Here is a 14,520-nt window from a genome sequence, read left to right on the forward strand (position 1 = left end):
TTAGCGCGGAGGAATCAGGAAGCTCAAGGGCTGGTGCCGCAGCCGGGCGCGGATGGCGGCGTAGACGCGCCGCCGGTCCGCCAGCTTGACGCCGCGCGAGCGCATCGCCACCTTGAAGGCACAGAAGAAGCTGACGCCGAGATTGAGCACGCCGATGCCGGCGATGCAGATCACGCAGGACCAGAAGGCCCAGGTGGCCATGACGCCGTAACCGAGCGCACCGACGGCGGCGGCGAGTTGGCCAGTGGACAGCGTGACGTGGCGCACCTCCAGGTCCAGGCCGATGAAGCCGAGCAGCGCTGGCGCCAGGCCCAGCATCAGGCCCAGGCTGATGTTGGCCGCCAGGCCGGAGATGTTGGCCCGCCACCAATGCGACCAGCGCTGTGCGCGCGCCTGGCCCAGCGTCGCGACGATGCCGGGGTTCCAGGCGATGGCGCTGTCCAGGCGGTGGAAGACGAACCAGTTCTCCACCCAGCCGGCGATGAGGCTGGACGCGAACAGCAGCGTGCCGGTGAAGGCGGCGAACAGCAGCGAAGGCCCGAACAGGCTGAGCGAATGCAGCACGTAATGCGCGTCCTTCTCACCCACCAGCGGCGCACCGAAGGCCAGCCAGCACAGCCCCTGCACGGCCAGCACGAGCGGGGCGACCACGGCGAGGTTGCCGATGATGCCGGCCACCTGCGAGCGCACGAGGTGGGCGACCTCGTCGACGAAGCCCTGCAGGCCGTCGTCCCTGTCGACCACGAGCAGCTTGTCGGCAAGGGCTGGCGCCGTCATGGCGGGCTGCTTGGTGGCCACCGTCCAGTGCAGCAGGTGGATGACGACGAAGCTCAGCGCGTAGTTCACGCCGGCCCAGAAGCCGCCCCAGAAGGCCGTGAAGCCCAGCAGCGCAATGAAGAACTTGGCGAAGGTGGTGCCGGCGATGACGGCGCCACCGCCCGCCGCGCGCTGCAGCATGTCGCGGTACTCGGCGCGGTTGCGGGTGATGTAGTGCTCGCCGGTCTCGGCGCTGCGCTCGGCCACCTTGCGGGCCAGCAGCGAGTAGTGACGTGCGAACAGCGTGCGCAGGCTGCGCCGTTCGTGAACGACGTGCACGAGGCCGGCCACGAGGCGCAGCAGCTCGCGCTGCGGCTGCTGCGACAGCAGGCAGGCGAGCAGCGCCTCGATGCGGTCCAGCCGCGCAGTCAGCTGCTCGACGGCGAACATCAGGTCGACCGACACGCCGTGGACCTCCAGGTGCTCGGGCACCGTCAGCGCCGCCGCGCGGCAGCCGTCGAGCAGTGCATGCAGGTACTGCATCGCCGACGCCTGCGCGGCCCGGTCGACCTCCGCGCCGGCCTGCGCATGCTCCACGGCGGCCCAGGCGGCGGGCAGCTGGTGAAAGGGCTTGTCCTGCAACAGCGCCTCGTCCATGCGCACGCGCAACGGCCCGGCCAGGCCGGCGGCGTGCACGTTGCTGATGAGCACGGTGATGGCCGCGCGCGCCTCGACACGCCAGCCGCCGTCGGGCGCGGCGGCGAACAGCAGGCTCAGCCGGCCGAGCAACTCGTCGTCGATGGCGGCGATCCAGTCCTCGTCGTTCTCGTCGCCGAACAACAGCTCGAACAGCGCCGCGAGGTCGCGCGTGTCGGTCGTCTGCGGCAGCAGGCGGCGGCGCAGGCGGCCGAGGAACTCGCCCCACAGCGCCATGCGCGGCGCAAAGCCCACCTCGGCGAACAGGCTGACGGCGTCAACATCGTTCCACACGCCGGCGATGACGCCCGCGAAGGCGCGCGCATGCTCGGGGTGGCGCTCCAGCACATTGAGCAGGTGCTTAAGGCGCACCAGCGGCAGCGGCGTGCCCAGGCCGCCGGACACCTCCTCGCGCGGCGCGTGGCGCAGCCATTCGAGCAGCCGCGCCAGCCACAGGTTGCGCTCGGCCAGCGCGGCCTGCGGGTCGGCCGCGTTCAGCAGCGCGGTGAGGTCCCAGCTCCGACTAGACACCTTGTTTGTCCACGGTTCTCGCGGGCCGAGCGCCGGGCCGCTCCCAAGCCGGCCCGTCAGGCGATGTGCGAGCGGGGGCCCCCCCGCGAGCGTCGCCGTCCCCTCGGGGGACCGACCAGGTTTGCGCGCGTACAGCGCCGCAAGACTGGGCGAGGGGCTTCAATGCAAGCTCGCGCTGTCGGCCAGGAGGAACTCGGCCACCTCGGCATGGAAGATCTCGCAGCCCTCGGTCACGCAGAGGAAGCGGCCGCACATCGAGCCCTGCGGCGTGCCGATCTGGGCCCAGGAGCTGTACTGGAAGCTCTGGCCGGGGGCCAGCACCGGCTGGTGGCCGACGACGGCCAGGCCATCGACGACCTGCACCTGGCCGCGCGCATCGGTGATCTCCCAGTGCCGGCCGATGAGCTGGGCCAGCACATCGCCGGTGTTCTCGATGGTGACGGTGTAGCTGAAGGCGTACAGGCCTTGCTCGAGGTGGGTCTGCTCGGGCAAGGCTTGCACGGCGACGCTGCAGCTGAAACTGGGGTTGGGCATGGGGTGATTGTCGCTATGCTCTTCGGATGACTGAGGGTGCGTGATGCCGGGGCAACGCTGGCTCGGCTTGTTGACCGCTTTCCTGTGCCTGGCTGCGCCGGCCCAGGAGATGAGCCTGCGTACCGTTCAGCAGGCCGGTGCGGCCGTCAAGTACGACCCTACCGGCAGGCCGCACAAGCCGGGGCTGTGCATGGAGATTCTGCGCGCGGTCGAGAAAGCGGAGCCTGGCCTGCGCTTCACGGGGCTGGCGCAGCATGTGCCGCTCAAGCGCGTCGAGCGCCTGCTGGCCGAGGGCCAGGTGGACGCCTTCTTCTGCCTGCTGAAGTCGCCCGAGCGCGAGCGGCAGTGGCGTTACGCGCCGGTGCCGCTGTACGTCATTCGCCACGTCGTCGTGCAGCGCGCCGACGACACGCGTCATCTCGACACGCTGGCGGAGCTGGCCACCGCCAGTCGCGCCAAGCGTGTGCTGGTTGCGCGCGGCACGGCCATCGCGCGCCACCTGCTGGCGGCAGACGTGGCCATCGCCGAGGTGGGCTCGGAGCGAGAGGCGCTGCAGATGCTGAACATGGGCCGCGCCGATGTCATGTACGGCCAGGACATCAACCTGCGGCACCACATCGCCGACAGCGGGCTGGGCGAGCGGATGAAGATCGGCCGTGCCGTGTTCCAGGAAGAGCCGCAGTTCCTGGCGATGCGCGCCGACCTGCCGGCGGCCGTCGAGGAACGACTGACGCAGGCGCTGCGCAAGCTGGAGCGCGACGGTGTGCTGCGGCAGATTGGCGACAAGTACCGATGAAGCCTCTTTATCTCCCCCCCGACGGCCGGCCACGCTGCGCCTGGTGCGCCGCCGCTCCTGGCGACGCCACCTATCTGCGTTATCACGACGAGGAATGGGGCCGGCCGGTGGCCGACGACTTCCGCCTGTTCGAGAAGCTGTGCCTGGAAGGCTTCCAGAGCGGCCTGTCGTGGCGGACCATCCTGAACAAGCGCGAGGCCTTTCGCGCGGGGTTTGCGGGCTTCGACTTCAACGCGGTCGCCCGCTTTGGCGCGGCGGACGTGGCCCGGCTGTTGGCCGACCCCGGCATCGTGCGCCACCGGGGCAAGATCGAGGCGGCCATCCACAACGCCGGGCGCTGCGTGGACCTGGTGGCCGAGACCGGCTCGCTGGGCGCCTACCTGTGGCGCTTCGAGCCGCCGAAGAACTCGGTGGCCCACAACCTGTCGCAGTCGCCGGGCTCCGAGGCGCTGTCCAAGGACCTGAAGAAGCGCGGCTGGAAGTTCGTCGGCCCGACGACGATGCACGCGCTGATGCAGGCCATGGGGCTGATCAACGACCATCAGCCGGGCTGCCACCACTGGGCCGAAGCCCAGCGGCAGCGTGAGGCGTTTCAGCGCCCCGCGTAACTCAAGATCACTTCGGCATCACAACAGAGTCGATGACGTGGATGACGCCGTTGTCGGCGGCGATGTCCGTCGCGGTGACCTTGGCGTTGTCCACCATCACACCACCCATCGTCGTGATGGTCAGCTCGCTGCCCTGGACGGTCTTGACCTTGCCGGCCTTGACGTCCTTGGCCATGACCTTGCCCGGCACGACGTGATAGGTCAGAACGGCGGTCAGCTTGGCCTTGTCCTTGAGCAGCGCGTCGAGGTCGGCCTTGGGGATCTTGGCGAACGCGGCGTCGGTCGGCGCGAACACGGTGAACGGGCCCGGGCCCTTGAGCGTGTCGACCAGCCCGGCGGCCTGCAGCGCGGTGGCCAGCGTCTTGAAGCTGCCGGCGGCCACGGCCGTGTCGACGATGTCCTTGGCCTGGGCGCCGAGGGCGGCGAGCGAGAGGGCGGTCAGTGCAAAAAACTTCTTCATGGTGGTTGGACTTTCAGGTGGGAAGGACAAGGCGAGCCAGGCTCGCCGGGGGGAGGAACTCAGAGCGTGGGCAGGATGACGGTGTCGATCACATGGATGACGCCGTTGCGCGCCAGCACATCGGTGGCCGTGATGGCGGCCTTGCGGCTGTTGCGGTCGGTGATGGCCAGCGTGGCGTCGACCGTGAAGGTGTTGCCCTGCACCGTGGTGATGGGCGTGCCCACCGGCACGTCGGCCTTGAGCACGCGGCCGGCCACGACGTGGTAGGTCAGCACCTTGGTGAGCAGCGGCTTGTCGGCCAGCAGCTGTTCCTTGGTCAAGCCCAGTTCGGTCAGCAGCTTGGCGAAGGCGGCGTTGGTGGGCGCGAACACGGTGAAGGGGCCGGTGCCGTTGAGCGTGGGCACCAGGTCGGCCGCCACGACGGCCTCGACGAGGATGCTGAAGTCGGGCAACGCCTGCGCGGTGGCGACAACGGTCTTGTCGGCCGGCAGCAGCACCTTGTCGATGGCATGCACCACGCCGTTGGTGGCCGCCACGTCGGTCGCGGTGATGCGGGCGGTGCGGTTGCGGCCGTCGGTGATGACGAGGTTGCCGCCCACCGAGTCGATCTTGAAGATGCCGCCTTCCAGCGGCGTGATGGGCTTGCCCAGCGGCACAGCGGACCGCTCCACCTTGCTGCCGAGCACGTGGTACTGCAGCACCGTGCGCAGCAGCGGTTTGTCGGCGAGCAGCTGCGCCTTGGAGACGCCCAGCTCGGTCAGCAGTGCGGCGAAGGCGGCGTCGGTGGGCGCGAAGACGGTGAACGGGCCGGGGCCGGACAGCGTGCCCGCCAGGTCGGCCGCGACGACGGCCTCGGCCAGCACGCTGAAGTTGGCGTCGCGCTGAGCCACTTCCACGACGTTGGGATCGGGGTCGTCACCGCCGCCGCAGGCCGCGAGCAGGCTGATGGACAGGCTGATGCCGAGACGTTGAAGCCAGGTGGTCCACATGGGAAGGTCTCCTGTAATTGAGCGAAGGAAGCCACGGGGCCGCAGCGAGAGCGGCCCCGGAGGGAGGGAAACGGTGAAACGCCGGCCGCTCAGTCCGGCGGCAGCAGCACGTCGTGCAGCCGGTGCAGCACGCCGTTGCTGCAGGGCTGGTCACTGCCGACGGCCAGCGGCTGGGCAAGGTCGCCACCGGCGCGGACATGGCCCAGCGCAGACAGGTGCAGCGGCGCATCGGCCCAGCTACGCAACTGGCCGCCCCAGGGCAGTTCCAGGCTGGCCCAGCGCCCCGGCACCACGTGCTGGCGCAGCAGCCGGCCCAGCTGCGCGTTGTCGGACCACAGCGCCCGGCGGCTCAGGCCCAGCCTGGCGGCGGCGCGGTCCAGCCCGGCGTCAGAAGGTGCAAACACGGTGAACGGCCCCGTGCAGCCGAGCAGCGGCGCCAGGCCGGTGCGCTCCAGCGCGTCAGCGAAGCGGCCGAGACCGGGTTCGGCTGCGATCTGCTGCCACAGGCTGGCCGAGGCCGGCTGCAGCGGGCGGTCCACCCACAGCAGGCGCAGGTCGCCCGGGCCGGATTCGGCGCGCAGCTCGACGACTCGCTGGCCGCTGGCGTCGCGCCAGCTTGCCGTGGCATCGCGTCGCAGCAGGCTACCGTCCAGCATGGGCAGCACCGCCGCCGTCGGGTCGTCCACCACGCTCAGATGGCGCGCCAGCCACTGCTGCAGCCCCACCGGCGGCAGATGCTGCGGCGACACGCCGGCCTGGCGCAGTGCCGCGTCCGTCGGCGCGAACAGCGTCACCCGCTGCGGGCCGCGCGCCAGCGCCTGCAGCGGCGCGGCGGCCACCGCCAGCCAGTCCAGCGTCGGCCCCGCCGCAGCAACAGGCGATGCACCGCCCGCGCCGTGCGGCATCAACCGGGCCATCGGCGGCAGTGCCAGCTCTCGAATCCAGTTCAGCATCGCGCCCTCGCGAAAAACTCGTCAGGCGCAAATTTGAACTACACAGTTCACGTTGTCAACTTTGTGGTCTATTTCATTACTTGTCGATTCAAAACTGACTCAGACAGTCTCGCTTGTAACGAAGCCGTCTAGAATCACTCCCATGACGACGCCACGCCCCAGGTTTCGAGAACAAGTGCTGCAGGCTCGAGAAGACGCCATCGTGGCGTCGGTGAGCCGGCTGCTGGCCGAGAAGGGCTTCGACCTGATGACGGTCGACGAGGTCGTCGCCGACGTGGGCATCGCCAAGGCCAGCCTGTACAAGCACTTCACATCCAAGGAAGAGCTGGCGGCGGCGGCGATGGTGCAGGTGCTGGCGCGCACCCAGGACGAGCTGGCGCGGCTGCGTGCGCTGGACCTGGACGCGCTGGGCCGGCTGCAGGGCGTGGCGCGCTGGGCCTATCAGCAGCAACTGGCCGGCCAGATGCCGCTGCTGCCGGCGCAGGACTCGACGCTGCGCGCGACGCTGGTGGGCAACAAGGCCTACATGGAGCGGCTGATGCAGGTCTCCGACGAGCTGGGCAGCTGGATCACCGAGGCCCAGGCCCAGCGCCAGCTTGACCCGGCACTGCCGCCCGAGCTGGTGCTCTACACGCTGTTCGCCCGCGCCTGCGACCCGGTGCTGGGCGTCATGCGCGCCGGCGGCAACTACAGCGACGCGCAGATCGTCGACTGGCTGGTGGCGAGCTGCTTCAAGGGCCTGGGGCCTTAGGAGGCTGTCGGGCTTGGGGCTGGGTGCGCCAGCCCCAAGCCCGACAGCCTCCTAAAATCGCGGCCCATGGCCGCCGCTCCCACCTACCGCATCGCCCCCAGCCTCCTGTCCGCCGATTTCGCCCGCCTGGGCGAGGAGGTCCGCGACGTGCTGGCCGCCGGCGCCGACTGGATTCACTTCGACGTGATGGACAACCATTACGTGCCCAACCTGACCTTCGGGCCGATGATCTGCGAGGCGCTGCGCAAGCACGCGGTCAAGCCCGACGGCACGCCGGCCCTGCTGGACGTGCACCTGATGGTGCAGCCGGTCGACAGCCTGGCCCAGGCCTTCTGCCGCGCGGGTGCGGACCTGGTGACCTTCCACCCCGAGGCCAGCGCCCATGTGGACCGCACGCTGCAGCTCATCAAGGGCGAAGGCAAGCAGGCCGGCCTCGTCTTCAACCCCGCCACGCCGCTGGACGTGCTGGAGTGGGTCATCGACAAGGTGGACCTCATCATGCTGATGAGCGTGAACCCGGGCTTTGGCGGCCAGAGCTTCATCCCCAGCGCGCTGGCCAAGCTGAAGCGAGCGCGCGAGATCATCGACAAGAGCGGTCGCGACATCCGCCTGGAAATCGACGGCGGCGTGAAGGTGGACAACATCCGCGAGATTGCTGCGGCGGGCGCCGACACCTTCGTCGCCGGCTCGGCCATCTTCGGCAAGCCTGATTACAAAGCCGTCATAGCCGCGATGCGCACGGAACTTGCGAAAGCCTGAGCCATGGCTTCCATCCTGCTCATCTGCACCGCCAACATCTGCCGCTCGCCCATGGCCGAGGCCATCTTCAAGGCCAAGCTGGGCGATGTGTTCAAGACCATCGTCTCGGCCGGCGTGCACGCCGACCCGCGCGGCGGGCCGGTGGACGCACGCGCCGCCGCCGCGCTGGCGCGGCACAAATACAGCCTGGAGCGCAAATGGCGCTCGCGCCGCGCAGAGCCCGAGAGCCTGGGCGACTACGACCTGGTGCTGGTGATGGAAGCCGAACACGCCGATGCGCTGCGCGCGAAGGCGGCACCCGAACACCACGCCCGAATCAGGCTGCTGACCGACTTCGTGCCCGAACTGGCCGGCCAGGACGTGCCCGACCCCTACTTCGGCCCGCCCCAGGGCTTCGACGTGGTCATCGGCATGATCGAGCGCGCCGCCCAGCGGCTGCTGACCGAGAGCCGCGAGGGGCGGCTGAAGCTGGGTTGATCAGGTCTTCGGGCGCTCGTCACCCAGCGCCAGCGCCAGCCGCGCACCCACCGCCGCGTTGTTGCGCACCAGCGCGATGTTGGTCGCCAGGCTGCGGCCACCCGTCAGCGCCTTGATGCGCGCCAGCAGGAAGGGCGTGATAGCCTTGCCCTGCACGCCTTGCTGCGCGGCCTCGGCAAGCGCCTGCGTCGTGATCGCGTCGATCTCCTCGCGCGGCATGGCCTGGGCCGCCGGCACCGGGTTGCTGACGACCACTCCGCCCGCCAGACCTAACGCCCACTTTGCGCGAATAAAACGCGCCTGGCTGCGCGCCTCGTCCATGCGGCAGTCGGCCTTCAGGCCGCTGTCCGGCGTGAAGAAGGCGGCGAAGTTGTCCTGGCCGATGGAGAGCACCGGCACGCCGTGCGTCTCCAGGTATTCCAGCGTCAGGCCCAGGTCCAGGATGGACTTGGCGCCTGCGCAGACCACGGCCACCGGCGTGCGCGCCAGCTCCTGCAGGTCGGCCGAGATGTCGAAGCTTTCATGCCCGCCGCGGTGCACGCCGCCGATGCCGCCGGTGACGAACACCTCGATGCCGGCCAGGTGGGCGCAGATCATCGTCGCGGCCACCGTCGTGGCGCCCAGGCGGCCGGTGGCGATGGCATAGGGCAGGTCGCGGCGGCTGAGCTTCATCGCGTCGGGCGCCTGGGCGAGCTGGCGCAACTCGTCTTCCGTCAGGCCGACACGGACGCGCCCGCCCATGACGGCGATGGTGGCCGGCACGGCGCCCTCGGCGCGGATGACGTCTTCCACCTCGCGGGCCGTCTCCAGGTTCTGCGGCCAGGGCATGCCATGGGCAATGATGGTGGATTCGAGCGCCACGACGGGCCTGCCTTCGGCGCGGGCGGCAGCGACTTCGGGCGAGAGTTGGATCAGGTCGTTCATCGGTGGTTCAGCGGTCGCTGAGAAAGTTCGGGTTCAGTTCAGGGTGCACGCTGTCCTCGGTCTGCAGCGTCAGCGCGGCCAGGTCCAGGCCCAGGCGGGCGGCGGCGTCGGCATCGTCCGGGTGGCTCAGCAGCGCGGCGCAGACGCCCGCCGCCAGCGCATCGCCCGCGCCGGTCACGTCGACGACGTCGACCTGCGGCGCCGGCCATTCGCGCGACCCGCGCGCGGCCTGGCTCAGCAGCAGGCCGCGCTCGCCACGCGACACCAGCACGCAGCCGACGCCGCGCGCATGCAGCCGCGCGAAGGCCTCGGCGGGGTCCGCGGCCACGGTGGACAGCTCGCCGGCATTCAGGATCAGCAGGTAGAGGCCGGTGAGGCTTTCGGGCAGGCGGTCCATCTTCGCCTCCGACACGGCCACGCCGACCAGCCGGATGCCACTGGCCTGCGCTTCGCCCAGCAGCAGCGGCCAGGCGTCGGTCGGCAGGTTGCCGTCGGCCACCACCAGCGCCGCGCTCGCGCGCAGAGCCTTGCTGGATTCCAGCGCCCACGGGTTGAGCCTCTCCACCAGCGGCATGGCGGCCAGGCCCAGGTGCAGGCCACCGTCGGGCGACAACACGGCCGTGTAGCTGTCGCTGACCTGCCGGCGCAGCTTCAGCACGGCCTCGGTGGCGATGCCCACCCGCGCGGCCTGCTCCAGCAGCATGCGACCGCCCGCGTCGTCGCCCACCGCCGCGATCAGCGCCACGGGCAGGCCCAGGCGGGCCAGGTTCTCGGCCACGTTGCGCACGACGCCGCCGGGCGTCTCATGCGCCTCGCAGGGGTTGGACGAGCCGTCCAGCGGATCGGCCAGCAGGCGCAGCTTGCGGTCGACGTTGAAGCCGCCAATGCAGACGATGGGGGCGGCTGGGGCTGTCATCGCCGCATTCTAGGAACCGATACAGTCAGCCCCGGTGCGGCGCCAAGCCGCCCACGTCGCTCGGACGGTTCCGGGCGCTCACGTGACACTGCCAATGACTTCCCCCTCCTCTTCCGCCTCCGGCGGCAAGCGCCGTTTCGCGCGCATCGACCGCCTCCCGCCCTACGTCTTCAACATCACCGCCGAGCTGAAGCTGGCGGCCCGCAGGCGCGGCGAAGACATCATCGACATGAGCATGGGCAACCCCGACGGGGCCACGCCGGCTCATATCGTCGCCAAGCTCACCGAGGTCGCGCAGCGGCCCGACACGCACGGCTACTCGGCCAGCAAGGGCATCCCGCGGCTGCGCCGCGCGATCTCGCACTGGTACCAGCGCCGCTACGGTGTGGCCATCGACCCGGACAGCGAGGCCATCGTCACCATCGGCTCCAAGGAAGGCCTGGCCCACCTGATGCTGGCGACGCTGGACCGCGGCGACACCGTGCTGGTGCCCGACCCGAGCTACCCCATCCACATCTACGGCGCGGTCATTGCCGGGGCGGACATCCGCGCGATTCCGGTCAGCAGCGAGGTCGACTTCTTCGCCGAGCTGGAGAAGACCATCCGTGGCAGCTACCCCAAGCCCAAGATGATGGTGTTCGGCTTCCCATCGAACCCGACGGCGCAGTGCGTGGAGTTGAGCTTCTTCGAGCGCGTCGTGGCGCTGGCCAAGAAGCACGACATCCTCGTCGTGCACGACCTGGCCTATGCCGACATCGTCTACGACGGCTATGTGGCACCAAGCATCATGCAGGTGCCCGGCGCCAAGGACGTGGCGGTCGAGTTCTTCACGCTCAGCAAGAGCTACAACATGGCCGGCTGGCGCATCGGCTTCATGGTCGGCAACCGCGACCTCGTCGCTGCACTCGCCCGCATCAAGAGCTATCACGACTACGGCACCTTCACGCCGCTGCAGGTCGCGGCGATCGCTGCACTCGAAGGCGACCAACAGTGCGTGCTGGACATCTGCGCCAGCTACCAGCGCCGCCGCGACGTGCTCTACAAGGGGCTCATTGAAGCCGGCTGGCAGGTCGACTGCCCCAAGGCCAGCATGTATATCTGGGCGCCCATCCCCGAGGCCTACCGCGCGCTGGGCTCGCTGGAGTTCGCGAAGCAGCTGCTGGAGAAGGCCAAGGTCTGCGTGTCGCCCGGCATCGGCTTTGGCGACCACGGCGATGGCCATGTGCGCTTCGCGCTGATCGAGAACGAGTCGCGCATCCGGCAGGCGGTGCGGGGGATCAAGGCGATGTTCAAGGCGGATGGGCTATTGAAAGCCTGACCCGTCGCCGGGGCAGGCGACCTGCGCCCCGGCTCTTGCTGCACGAGGAAATCGCATGCCATCACAGTTAGCGCGCAAGGTTGCCCAGTCCACGAGCGTGGCCCTGCTGGCGTTGTTCGGCTGTGCCAGTCAGCCCCCGTACGCCGGCGATTTCCCCGCAAGCACGCAGCTCGCCATCAGCCCCGACGGGAAGCGGCTGTTCGCGTTCTGGAACGATCACCAAGGCGCACCGCACGGCCGATTGCTGGAGCTGGACGGCGCGGTCGTGACATCGCGGCGGAAGCTGCTGGTGCCGTCGAACCTGCGATCCATTGAATTCACTGAAGACAAACAGCATCTGCTGGTGACAACCCATGAACAGGGCCGCGGCGAACTGCTCAAAGTCCACCTGACCTCCGGCCACCAGACATCCCTCTACAAGAACCAGTTCGGCCTGGCCTTCGCGAAGGAGACCCGCCAGAGCGACCACGTCTTCCTGGAATCGGATGGCAACGCGAGCACCTGGAAACGGCTGCGCGACGGCCAAGGCCGCCAGTTGAGCCTGCAGCCGTTCCTTCGCCGCGGAGCGCCGATCAGTGCCGTGGGCGGGAATCTCTTTCAAACCGTTCCGACGAGTCCCACCTCATTCCTGACCGTTCACGGCGATGTCCCAAGCGGCATCAATCAGTTGCTCACGCCATCGACATTCGTGATGCGCTGCGCCGATGGTGATCCGTGGGTCTGCGCTCGGACCGAACTTTTCACCGTCAATGACCGGAACAGCTACTACGCGGCGGGCCTGTCGCTGTTCAATGGGCCACGCAAGAGGTGCGACGTCGCAGGCAAGTGGGTCGACCTCGTGAACCTCTCGATTTCCAGCGACGGCAGCACCATCGTCTTTCATGCAGCCATCGAGAAACTGGGCGGCGAGCGCGCGATCTACGTCATCAAGAACGACGCCGAGTGCCGGGCCCAGCGGCTCTCGCTTCACCCGGGCGAAGGAGCCACAGTCACCGGCTCGTCAGGAACGTAACTAGCCCACGTTCCTGCTCTGCCACAGCTCCAGCCCGCCCACCGCCAGCACGTGGTCTTCCCAGCCCTCCAGGCCCGAGACGACCAGCATGCCCATGCGCCCCTTGCCGCGGATCATCAGCGGCACGGCGCCGCCCTCGGCGCGGAACAGTTCCGGGTCCAGCCCCGTGTCCTTGTTGAAGTCCACGCCGCGCTCGATGAACTGCTGCCGCACCATCCACGAGCTGTGGCCAAAGCGGCGGGCGACGTTCTTCTTCTTGTTGACCCAGTCGGCATTCCCGGCCGTCGTGCCGTCCATGAAGTAGACGAACAGCGGGTGGGTTTCCGTCTCGATGTGGATGGCGATGGGCCGGCCCGGAAACCATTCCAGCGACAGGGCGAGGATGGCCTGGCCGATGGCCATCGCGTCTGCCGCGTTGAGGCGGTCGAAGACCAGGGCAGCTTCTTGCGCCGCACAGGCGGCGACGGTCGCGGGCGCTTTCAAGGTCTTGTCCATGTTGGCAGTTGCATCTTGCGGAGTGGCAGATGGCGGATAGTAGTGAGCCGGTGTTTCATGACGTGATCAACCTGATGTCCTCTCCCCACCTCCACCCACCCATGCAGGCCTGCATCCTCGACCTCGACGGCACCTTGGTCGACACATTGGGCGACTTCGTCGCCGTTCTGGGCCTCGTGCTGTCTGACCTCGGCCTGCCGGGCGTCACGCGCGACTTCATCGAGCACACCATCGGCCGCGGCAGCGAGCACCTGGTGCGCACGACGCTGGCCCATGTGGGCGCTGATATGGGGACTCAGCCCGAGCTGTTCGAGCGCGCCTGGCTGCTCTACCAGCAGCACTACGCGGCAGTGAACGGTGAGCACGCGGCCATCTACCCCGGCGTCGTCGAAGGGCTGGAAGCGCTGCGCGCGCGGGGCATCCCGCTGGCGGTGCTGACGAACAAACCCGGCGCACCCGCGCGGGAGTTGCTCAAGCGCAAGGGGCTGGACGGCTACTTCCAGCACGTCTTCGGTGGCGACGAGTTCGCGCGCAAGAAGCCCGACCCGCTGCCGCTGCTCAAGACCTGCGAAGCGCTGGGCACGCCGCCGTCGGCGACCTGGATGGTGGGTGACTCACGCAACGATGCCGAGGCGGCGCACGCGGCCGGTTGCCCGCTGGTGCTGGTGACCTACGGCTACAACCACGGCGAGGACATCCGCGCCGTTCCGGCCCATCAGCATGTGGACCGGCTGGACGCGATCAGCGCCGGCGTTCCTTCTTGATGCCCAGCAGCGCATCCTTCAGCGCCGCGTCGGCCGGCTTGTCGCCCAGCCAGATGCGCAGCAGCGCCGTGAAGAACTCGGGCTCCTTGATGGTCTCGCCGATGGGCTTGCCGTTCAGCAACACGGTCGAGCCGAGGCCGGGCACGTAGTCGACGTAGAAGCTGTCGCCGTTGTTGAGCTGCTTGCGGCTGGCGAAGATCTCGCTGAGCTTGAGCACGCCGTTGATGGACTTGACGAACTCCTCGCGCGGCGCGTTGTCCTCCATGCCCTTGGTGAACAGCCGGCCCAGCTCATTGCCGTCGATGTCGCGCAGCATGTGGATATGGATGCGCTTGGGGCCCGGCGCGGCCAGCACCTCCTGCGGCGTGCCGGCCTTGGTCGTCAGGTAGAGCCCGGCCGTATAGACCTTGACGACGAACTTGTAGCGCACGCCGGCGCCGTTGAGTTGCAGCTTCTGGCCGGCCAGGTCGATGCCCGGCTCGTACTTCACATTCGCCACCTCGACCGTCTGGGCCCAGGCACTTGCTCCGCTCAAACTGCCCGCAGCCAACAGGGCCGCGACGATGAATGCACGCATGTCCGTCTCCGTATTCGTGGCGCAATAACGGCGCCTTCGCGGCACGAAGTATGGCCCGGCTTGAAATACACTCGCCCGCATCATGTTCATCACGCGCAAGCACATCACGGGGTCGAGCGACCGGGGAGCCTGGCCCTGGCGTCCCTGGGCCACCGCCGTTTGATGCCGCTTGGCGCGCCCTGACGCGCTCTCACTCGCGTTGCC

17 protein-coding genes are annotated in these 14,520 nt (G+C 68.9%); 8 read left to right on the forward strand and 9 right to left on the reverse strand.

Annotated elements, in window-relative coordinates; translation table 11 throughout:
• Both ACG00Y_RS16800 and apaG read right to left on the reverse strand, forming a co-directional pair.
• Entirely contained in the window at positions 1-1,983 is a 1,983-nt protein-coding gene (locus ACG00Y_RS16800) for a site-specific recombinase (protein WP_394480754.1), read from the reverse strand.
• A gap of 159 nt (positions 1,984-2,142) precedes the next feature.
• Complete coding sequence (gene apaG, locus ACG00Y_RS16805) at positions 2,143-2,517, reverse strand: Co2+/Mg2+ efflux protein ApaG (protein WP_394480755.1); 375 nt, start codon at positions 2,515-2,517, stop codon at positions 2,143-2,145.
• 70 nt (positions 2,518-2,587) lie between these two features.
• On the opposite strand from apaG, the gene ACG00Y_RS16810 reads away from it, so the two are divergent.
• Entirely contained in the window at positions 2,588-3,313 is a 726-nt protein-coding gene (locus tag ACG00Y_RS16810; RefSeq protein WP_394480757.1) for a substrate-binding periplasmic protein, read from the forward strand.
• Complete coding sequence (locus tag ACG00Y_RS16815; protein ID WP_394480759.1) at positions 3,310-3,921, forward strand: DNA-3-methyladenine glycosylase I; 612 nt, start codon at positions 3,310-3,312, stop codon at positions 3,919-3,921. Before ACG00Y_RS16810 ends, ACG00Y_RS16815 begins: the two co-directional genes overlap by 4 nt.
• A gap of 7 nt (positions 3,922-3,928) precedes the next feature.
• Here ACG00Y_RS16815 and ACG00Y_RS16820 read toward each other — a convergent pair whose 3' ends face one another.
• The 3 genes from ACG00Y_RS16820 to ACG00Y_RS16830 all read right to left on the reverse strand — a co-directional run bounded on the left by ACG00Y_RS16820 (position 3,929) and on the right by ACG00Y_RS16830 (position 6,323).
• Positions 3,929-4,381 carry a fasciclin domain-containing protein gene (locus tag ACG00Y_RS16820; protein WP_394480761.1) on the reverse strand — a complete coding sequence of 151 codons (453 nt, stop codon included), beginning with the start codon at positions 4,379-4,381 and terminating at the stop codon, positions 3,929-3,931.
• Between the two features lie 59 nt (positions 4,382-4,440).
• Entirely contained in the window at positions 4,441-5,370 is a 930-nt protein-coding gene (locus ACG00Y_RS16825; RefSeq protein WP_394480763.1) for a fasciclin domain-containing protein, read from the reverse strand.
• Between the two features lie 89 nt (positions 5,371-5,459).
• Positions 5,460-6,323 (reverse strand): fasciclin domain-containing protein, encoded by an 864-nt coding sequence (locus tag ACG00Y_RS16830; protein WP_394480765.1) that lies wholly within the window; start codon positions 6,321-6,323, stop codon positions 5,460-5,462.
• Between the two features lie 142 nt (positions 6,324-6,465).
• On the opposite strand from ACG00Y_RS16830, the gene ACG00Y_RS16835 reads away from it, so the two are divergent.
• From ACG00Y_RS16835 to ACG00Y_RS16845, 3 genes are all read left to right on the forward strand, one after another.
• On the forward strand, positions 6,466-7,074 hold the full coding sequence (locus tag ACG00Y_RS16835; protein WP_394480766.1) for a TetR/AcrR family transcriptional regulator: 609 nt from the start codon (positions 6,466-6,468) through the stop codon (positions 7,072-7,074).
• A gap of 66 nt (positions 7,075-7,140) precedes the next feature.
• A complete protein-coding gene (rpe, locus tag ACG00Y_RS16840) occupies positions 7,141-7,833 on the forward strand; it encodes a ribulose-phosphate 3-epimerase (protein WP_394480767.1) in 693 nt (230 codons plus the stop codon).
• 3 nt (positions 7,834-7,836) lie between these two features.
• Positions 7,837-8,310 carry a low molecular weight protein-tyrosine-phosphatase gene (locus tag ACG00Y_RS16845; RefSeq protein WP_394480769.1) on the forward strand — a complete coding sequence of 158 codons (474 nt, stop codon included), beginning with the start codon at positions 7,837-7,839 and terminating at the stop codon, positions 8,308-8,310.
• Here the strand turns inward: ACG00Y_RS16845 and ACG00Y_RS16850 are convergent, their stop codons facing one another.
• Together ACG00Y_RS16850 and ACG00Y_RS16855 are read right to left on the reverse strand one after the other, a co-directional pair.
• Entirely contained in the window at positions 8,311-9,234 is a 924-nt protein-coding gene (locus ACG00Y_RS16850; protein WP_394480771.1) for a pseudouridine-5'-phosphate glycosidase, read from the reverse strand.
• A 7-nt stretch (positions 9,235-9,241) separates the two neighbouring features.
• Positions 9,242-10,150, reverse strand: coding sequence for a carbohydrate kinase family protein (locus ACG00Y_RS16855; RefSeq protein ID WP_394480773.1), 909 nt, complete (start codon positions 10,148-10,150; stop codon positions 9,242-9,244).
• Between the two features lie 94 nt (positions 10,151-10,244).
• Between ACG00Y_RS16855 and alaC the strand changes: the two genes are divergently transcribed.
• On the forward strand, positions 10,245-11,468 hold the full coding sequence (alaC, locus tag ACG00Y_RS16860; protein WP_394480774.1) for an alanine transaminase: 1,224 nt from the start codon (positions 10,245-10,247) through the stop codon (positions 11,466-11,468).
• A gap of 55 nt (positions 11,469-11,523) precedes the next feature.
• The gene (locus tag ACG00Y_RS16865) at positions 11,524-12,480 is read left to right on the forward strand and encodes a TolB-like translocation protein (RefSeq protein ID WP_394480776.1); all 957 of its coding nucleotides are present in this window, start codon (positions 11,524-11,526) and stop codon (positions 12,478-12,480) included.
• Here ACG00Y_RS16865 and ACG00Y_RS16870 read toward each other — a convergent pair whose 3' ends face one another.
• Positions 12,481-12,975 (reverse strand): heme-binding protein, encoded by a 495-nt coding sequence (locus tag ACG00Y_RS16870; protein ID WP_394480778.1) that lies wholly within the window; start codon positions 12,973-12,975, stop codon positions 12,481-12,483. It lies immediately after the preceding gene.
• 74 nt (positions 12,976-13,049) lie between these two features.
• Here ACG00Y_RS16870 and gph point away from each other — a divergent pair, with 74 nt between their 5' ends.
• On the forward strand, positions 13,050-13,739 hold the full coding sequence (gene gph / locus ACG00Y_RS16875; protein WP_394480780.1) for a phosphoglycolate phosphatase: 690 nt from the start codon (positions 13,050-13,052) through the stop codon (positions 13,737-13,739).
• On the opposite strand, the gene ACG00Y_RS16880 is transcribed toward gph, so the two are convergent.
• Positions 13,717-14,316, reverse strand: coding sequence for a chalcone isomerase family protein (locus ACG00Y_RS16880; protein WP_394480781.1), 600 nt, complete (start codon positions 14,314-14,316; stop codon positions 13,717-13,719). The genes gph and ACG00Y_RS16880 overlap by 23 nt on opposite strands.
• Positions 14,317-14,520 lie beyond the last annotated feature (204 nt).

Source organism: Pelomonas parva (assembly GCF_043555835.1).
Classification (GTDB): Bacteria; Pseudomonadota; Gammaproteobacteria; order Burkholderiales; family Burkholderiaceae_C; genus Pelomonas; species Pelomonas parva.

Excerpts from the sequence above, each read along its gene's own strand:
- apaG (WP_394480755.1), bottom strand. The coding sequence starts at position 2,517 with ATGCCCAACCCCAGTTTCAGCTGCAGCGTCGCCGTGCAAGCCTTGCCC.
- ACG00Y_RS16855 (WP_394480773.1), bottom strand. The coding sequence starts at position 10,150 with ATGACAGCCCCAGCCGCCCCCATCGTCTGCATTGGCGGCTTCAACGTC.
- rpe (WP_394480767.1), top strand. The coding sequence starts at position 7,141 with ATGGCCGCCGCTCCCACCTACCGCATCGCCCCCAGCCTCCTGTCCGCC.
- ACG00Y_RS16830 (WP_394480765.1), bottom strand. The coding sequence starts at position 6,323 with ATGCTGAACTGGATTCGAGAGCTGGCACTGCCGCCGATGGCCCGGTTG.
- ACG00Y_RS16845 (WP_394480769.1), top strand. The coding sequence starts at position 7,837 with ATGGCTTCCATCCTGCTCATCTGCACCGCCAACATCTGCCGCTCGCCC.
- ACG00Y_RS16870 (WP_394480778.1), bottom strand. The coding sequence starts at position 12,975 with ATGGACAAGACCTTGAAAGCGCCCGCGACCGTCGCCGCCTGTGCGGCG.
- ACG00Y_RS16825 (WP_394480763.1), bottom strand. The coding sequence starts at position 5,370 with ATGTGGACCACCTGGCTTCAACGTCTCGGCATCAGCCTGTCCATCAGC.
- gph (WP_394480780.1), top strand. The coding sequence starts at position 13,050 with ATGTCCTCTCCCCACCTCCACCCACCCATGCAGGCCTGCATCCTCGAC.
- ACG00Y_RS16850 (WP_394480771.1), bottom strand. The coding sequence starts at position 9,234 with ATGAACGACCTGATCCAACTCTCGCCCGAAGTCGCTGCCGCCCGCGCC.
- ACG00Y_RS16815 (WP_394480759.1), top strand. The coding sequence starts at position 3,310 with ATGAAGCCTCTTTATCTCCCCCCCGACGGCCGGCCACGCTGCGCCTGG.
- ACG00Y_RS16820 (WP_394480761.1), bottom strand. The coding sequence starts at position 4,381 with ATGAAGAAGTTTTTTGCACTGACCGCCCTCTCGCTCGCCGCCCTCGGC.
- alaC (WP_394480774.1), top strand. The coding sequence starts at position 10,245 with ATGACTTCCCCCTCCTCTTCCGCCTCCGGCGGCAAGCGCCGTTTCGCG.
- ACG00Y_RS16865 (WP_394480776.1), top strand. The coding sequence starts at position 11,524 with ATGCCATCACAGTTAGCGCGCAAGGTTGCCCAGTCCACGAGCGTGGCC.
- ACG00Y_RS16880 (WP_394480781.1), bottom strand. The coding sequence starts at position 14,316 with ATGCGTGCATTCATCGTCGCGGCCCTGTTGGCTGCGGGCAGTTTGAGC.
- ACG00Y_RS16835 (WP_394480766.1), top strand. The coding sequence starts at position 6,466 with ATGACGACGCCACGCCCCAGGTTTCGAGAACAAGTGCTGCAGGCTCGA.